Annotated in this window: 4 protein-coding genes; all 4 read left to right on the forward strand. The window is 56.9% G+C overall.

What is annotated here, in order from left to right:
* On the forward strand, window positions 1–674 hold a 674-nt coding region (gene tig, locus IBX54_RS12060), incomplete at its 5' end, for a trigger factor (protein WP_296542899.1).
* Between the two features lie 134 nt (window positions 675–808).
* A complete protein-coding gene (gene clpP, locus IBX54_RS12065) occupies window positions 809–1417 on the forward strand; it encodes an ATP-dependent Clp endopeptidase proteolytic subunit ClpP (RefSeq protein ID WP_296542900.1) in 609 nt (202 codons plus the stop codon).
* Window positions 1418–1421: 4 nt separating this feature from the next.
* A complete protein-coding gene (clpX, locus tag IBX54_RS12070) occupies window positions 1422–2678 on the forward strand; it encodes an ATP-dependent Clp protease ATP-binding subunit ClpX (RefSeq protein WP_296542901.1) in 1257 nt (418 codons plus the stop codon).
* A gap of 50 nt (window positions 2679–2728) precedes the next feature.
* A complete protein-coding gene (gene lon, locus IBX54_RS12075; RefSeq protein ID WP_296542902.1) occupies window positions 2729–5170 on the forward strand; it encodes an endopeptidase La in 2442 nt (813 codons plus the stop codon).
* The last annotated feature ends 114 nt before the right edge of the window (window positions 5171–5284 follow it).

The raw sequence follows: 5284 nt of genomic DNA on the forward strand, positions 1-5284 counted from the left end.
AGACTTTCCCGCTGGCATTTCCCGCCGACTACCACGGCAAGGACGTGGCCGGCAAAACGGCTGACTTCATGGTGACCGTGAAAAAAATCGAGTCCGCGCATCTGCCTGAAGTCAACGAGGCACTGGCCAAATCGCTGGGTATCGCAGATGCCACCGTTGAAGGCTTGCGCGCCGACATCAAGAAAAATCTGGAACGCGAAGTCAAGTTCCGTTTGCTGGCGCGCAACAAGGCCGCCGTCATGGATGCGCTGGTGGCCGCTGCCGAGCTCGATTTGCCCACCGCCAGTGTGCAAGCAGAAATGGCGCGTTTGCTCGAAGGCGCCCGCGCCGACCTGAAAAAGCGCGGTATCAAGGACGCTGACAAGGTGGCTATTCCCGACGACGTGTTCCGCCCACAGGCTGAGCGCCGCGTGCGCCTGGGTTTGGTGGTGGCCGAACTGGTGCGCGCCAACGCGCTGCAGGCCACGCTGGAGCAGCTCAAGGCGCATGTCAAGGAACTGGCTTCCAGCTACGAAAAACCCTCTGAGGTGGAGCGCTGGTACTTCAGCGACAACAACCGCATGGCCGAGGTCGAAACGGTGGTGCTGGAAAACAATGTGACGGACTTTGTCTTGTCCAAGGCCAAGGTCACTGAAAAAGCGATCAGCTTTGACGAGTTGATGGTGCAAAGCTGAGCCTGCGGCCGTTTTAACGGGTGATGGGGCTTGTGCCGGGCTGGTTGTCTGGCATGCAAGCCCCATTTGCTTGGAGGCCATGTTTTTTTAGCTACAGTAGCATCAAATTTTTTGGAGTCATGATGAATTTACAGATGAGTGCGATGGATACACAGGCTTTGGGCATGGTGCCCATGGTGATCGAGCAGTCCGGCCGGGGCGAACGGTCTTACGACATTTACTCGCGCCTGCTCAAGGAGCGCGTCATTTTTATGGTGGGCCCGGTCAACGACCATGTGGCCAACCTGGTGGTGGCGCAATTGCTGTTTCTGGAAAGCGAAAATCCCGACAAGGACATTTCGTTTTACATTAACTCGCCTGGTGGCTCGGTCAGCGCCGGTATGGCGATTTTTGATACCATGAATTTCATCAAACCCGACGTGTCCACGCTGTGCACCGGCATGGCTGCCAGCATGGGCGCGTTTTTGCTGGCCGCTGGCGCCAAGGGCAAGCGTTTTTCGTTGCCTAACTCCAAGATACTGATTCACCAGCCCTCGGGCGGCAGTCAGGGTCAGGCCACGGAAATCGAGATTCAGGCGCGCGAAATCCTGAAGACGCGCGAGCAACTCAACAAGATTCTGGCGGAACGCACCGGTCAGCCACTCGAGCGCATTGAGCGTGACACCGAGCGCGACTATTACATGTCGGCCGATGAGAGCAAGGAATATGGTCTGATTGACCAGGTTTTATCCAAGAGGGCGTAAAGACATGGCCAAAGGCACGTCGGGTGAAAAAACCCTGTATTGCTCTTTTTGCGGCAAGAGCCAGCACGAAGTCAAAAAGCTGATTGCGGGACCGTCGGTCTTTGTCTGCGATGAATGCATTGAACTGTGCAACGAGATCATTCGCGACGAACTGCCGCCCACCACGGCGACTGAAGAAAAAAGCAGTTTGCCGACGCCGGCCGAGATCAAGGCCAACCTCGACAACTACGTGATCGGCCAGGAGCCTGCCAAGCGCATTCTGGCGGTGGCGGTTTACAACCACTACAAGCGGCTGCGGCACCAGGAAAAAGCCGACAAGGACGAGGTCGAGCTCGCCAAGAGCAACATCCTGTTGATCGGCCCAACGGGTTCCGGCAAAACGCTGCTGGCGCAAACGCTGGCGCGCATGCTCGATGTGCCGTTTGTCATGGCTGACGCGACCACGCTGACCGAAGCCGGTTATGTCGGCGAAGACGTTGAAAACATCGTCCTCAAGTTGCTGCAAAGTTGCAACTACGAGGTCGAGCGGGCCCAGCGCGGCATTGTTTATATCGACGAGATTGACAAGATTTCCCGCAAATCAGACAACCCGTCCATCACCCGCGATGTCTCCGGCGAAGGCGTGCAGCAGGCCTTGCTGAAACTGATCGAGGGCACCATGGCGAGCGTGCCGCCGCAGGGCGGGCGCAAGCATCCAAACCAGGATTTTGTGCAGGTTGACACCACCAATATCCTGTTCATTTGCGGCGGTGCTTTCTCGGGGCTCGAAAAGGTCATCGAGAACCGCACCGAGTCATCGGGCATCGGTTTTGGCGCGGCCGTGCACAGCAAGCAAAACCGCAATCTGACTGATGTGTTCAAAGAAGTCGAGCCCGAAGACCTGATCAAGTTCGGCCTGATTCCCGAATTGGTCGGGCGCATGCCGGTGGTCGCCACGCTGGGCGAGTTGAGCGAAGACACGCTGGTGCAAATTTTGACCGAGCCCAAAAATGCGTTGGTCAAGCAGTACAGCAAGCTGCTGGCCATGGAGGGCGTTGAGCTCGAAATTCGTCCCAACGCCCTGAAAGCCATTGCCAAGCAAGCCTTGATCCGCAAGACCGGTGCCCGTGGTTTGCGTTCAATCCTTGAATTGGCGCTGATCGACACCATGTTTGATCTTCCCAATCAGACGAACGTCGAAAAAGTGGTGCTCGATGAGACCACCATAGAAGACAACAAGCCGCCTTTGCTGGTTTACCGTGAACTTGCCAAAAAGGCTTGATTGAGTAGGCGTTTCGAATCATTGTCATTCCGGTAATTTAAGGACCCTTCATGTCTGGTCAATCACTAATGCCTGCCATTCCGGCAGATCTGCCCTTGCTGCCCTTGCGCGATGTGGTGGTCTTTCCGCACATGGTGATCCCCTTGTTTGTGGGGCGCCCCAAGAGCATCAAGGCCCTTGATGCCGCCATGAACGCGAACCGTCGCATCATGCTGGTGGCGCAAAAAGCCGCCGCCAAGGACGACCCTGAGGTGTCCGACATGTTCGAGATGGGCTGTATCTCCACCATCCTGCAAATGCTCAAGCTGCCCGATGGCACCGTCAAGGTGCTGGTGGAAGGCCAGCAGCGCGCCGTGGTCAATCACATTGAAGATGGCGAACAGTTTTTTACCGCCACCGTGACACCGGTGGAGTTGCCTGCCGAGCCAGAGGCCAAGACCAAGGCGCAGGTCAGTGAAATTGAAGCCCTGCGCCGCGCGGTCATGCAGCAGTTTGACCAGTACGTCAAGCTCAACAAAAAAATCCCGCCCGAAATCCTGAGCTCGATCACCAGCATCGACGACCCGGGCCGCCTGGCCGACACGATTGCCGCGCATTTGCCACTCAAGCTGGAAAGCAAGCAGGCAGTGCTCGACTTGTCGAGCGTGCGTGATCGTCTGGAAAACCTGTTTGCGCAAATCGACCATGAAGTGGATATCCTCAACGTCGATAAAAAAATTCGCGGCCGCGTCAAGCGGCAAATGGAAAAAAACCAGCGCGATTTTTATTTGAACGAGCAGGTCAAGGCGATCCAGAAAGAACTGGGCGAGGGTGAAGACGGCGCCGACATCGACGAGATCGAGAAAAAGATCAAAGCCGCCAAGATGCCCCGGGACGCCCTGAAAAAGGCCGAGGGCGAGTTGAAAAAGCTCAAGCTGATGTCGCCCATGTCAGCCGAAGCCACGGTGATACGCAACTACATCGACGTGCTCACCGGCCTGCCGTGGGCCAACAAGACCAAGATCAAACACAACCTGCTCAATGCCGAAACGGTGCTCAACGAAGACCATTACGGCCTCGACAAGGTGAAAGACCGCATTCTGGAATACCTGGCGGTGCAGCAACGCGTGGACAAGGTCAAGGCGCCCATTTTGTGTCTGGTTGGGCCGCCCGGCGTGGGCAAGACCTCGCTCGGGCAATCGATTGCCAAGGCGACCGGGCGCAAGTACGTGCGCATGGCCCTGGGCGGCATGCGTGACGAAGCCGAGATTCGCGGCCACCGGCGCACCTATATCGGCGCCATGCCGGGTAAGGTAATGCAAAGCCTGAGCAAGGTCGGCACGCGCAACCCCTTGTTTTTGCTTGATGAAATCGACAAGCTGGGCACTGATTTCCGCGGCGACCCATCAAGCGCGCTGCTGGAGGTGCTCGACCCCGAGCAAAACCACAAGTTTGCCGACCACTACGTCGAGGTTGATTTTGACTTGAGCGACGTGATGTTCGTTGCCACCTCGAATTCCATGAACATCCCGCCCGCGCTGCTCGACCGCATGGAGGTGATCAGGCTGTCGGGCTACACCGAAGACGAAAAAACCAATATTGCGCTGCGCTACCTGTTGCCCAAGCAACTGGGCAACAACGGCGTCAAGGAATCCGAACTTGAGGTTACCGAAGACGCGGTGCGCGACATTGTTCGGTACTACACGCGCGAAGCAGGTGTGCGCTCGTTGGAGCGCGATATTTCGAAAATTTGCCGCAAAGTGGTCAAGGGCCTGCAACTCAAACAAATGACTGGGCAGGTGGTGGTGTCTGCCGCCAACTTGAGCGAATTTTTGGGGGTGCGCAAATTTGATTACGGCCGCGCGGAAAAAATGAATCAGGTGGGCCAGGTCGTCGGCCTGGCGTGGACCGAGGTGGGTGGCGATCTGCTCACCATCGAGGCCGCGATGGTGCCCGGCAAAGGCGTCATCACCCGCACCGGCTCGCTGGGCGACGTGATGAAGGAATCGGTGGAAGCGGCCCGCACCGTGGTGCGCAGCCGTTCACATCGGCTGGGCATCAAGGACGAATTTTTCGAGAAAAAAGACATTCACATCCACGTGCCCGACGGCGCCACACCCAAGGACGGCCCCAGTGCGGGCGCGGCCATGACCACCGCTTTTGTCTCGGCCATGACCGGCATTCCGGTGCGCTGCGGTGTCGCCATGACAGGTGAAATTACCCTGCGCGGCGAGGTCACGGCCATTGGCGGTTTGAAAGAGAAATTGCTGGCCGCGCTGCGCGGTGGCATCAAGACCGTGTTGATTCCGGAGGACAACGCCAAGGATTTACAGGAAATTCCTGAGAACGTCAAAAACGGACTCGAAATTGTGCCTGTGCGCTGGATCGACAAAGTGCTGGAAGTGGCGCTGGAGCGCATGCCGACGGCTTTGCCTGAAGAGGTTCCTGTTGTGTCCGCGCAGGCAGAAGTCAGCCTGGCTGCTCAGGCAACAACCGATGCCATCAAACATTAAGAAAATTGGTTTTTTGAGAGGCGATTAGAAGAAATTTACCCTTATAATCTGACGCTTGCAATGCGGGAATAGCTCAGTTGGTAGAGCGATACCTTGCCAAGGTATAGGTCGAGA

Origin of the sequence: Rhodoferax sp. (genome assembly GCF_014859475.1) — a bacterium.
Classification (GTDB): domain Bacteria; phylum Pseudomonadota; class Gammaproteobacteria; order Burkholderiales; family Burkholderiaceae_C; genus Rhodoferax.